Annotated in this window: 1 protein-coding gene; it reads left to right on the plus strand. The window is 42.7% G+C overall.

From position 1 onward, the window contains the following. The coding region (locus tag AC1M83_RS14230) for a CoA-transferase (protein WP_481590949.1) at positions 1-300 on the plus strand (300 nt) is incomplete at both ends.

The raw sequence follows: 300 nt of genomic DNA on the forward strand, positions 1-300 counted from the left end.
GTTATCAAAAATTAACCCGTGATCAAATTGCTGAACGTGTTGCACAAGATATTCCTGATGGTGCTTATGTCAACCTTGGGATTGGTTTACCCACGAAAATCTCGAGTTACTTACCTTCTGACAAAGATGTCTTTTTACATTCTGAAAATGGTTTATTGGCCTTTGGTCCACCCCCTGCGGAAGAAGACCGTGACCCTGAGTTAATTAATGCGGGTAAAGAGTTTGTAACCCTGCTAGAAGGCGGAGCTTTCTTCCATCATGGTGATTCATTTGCCATGATGCGTGGTGGTCATTTAGACA

Source organism: Acinetobacter sp. 25-47-130 (assembly GCF_056779705.1).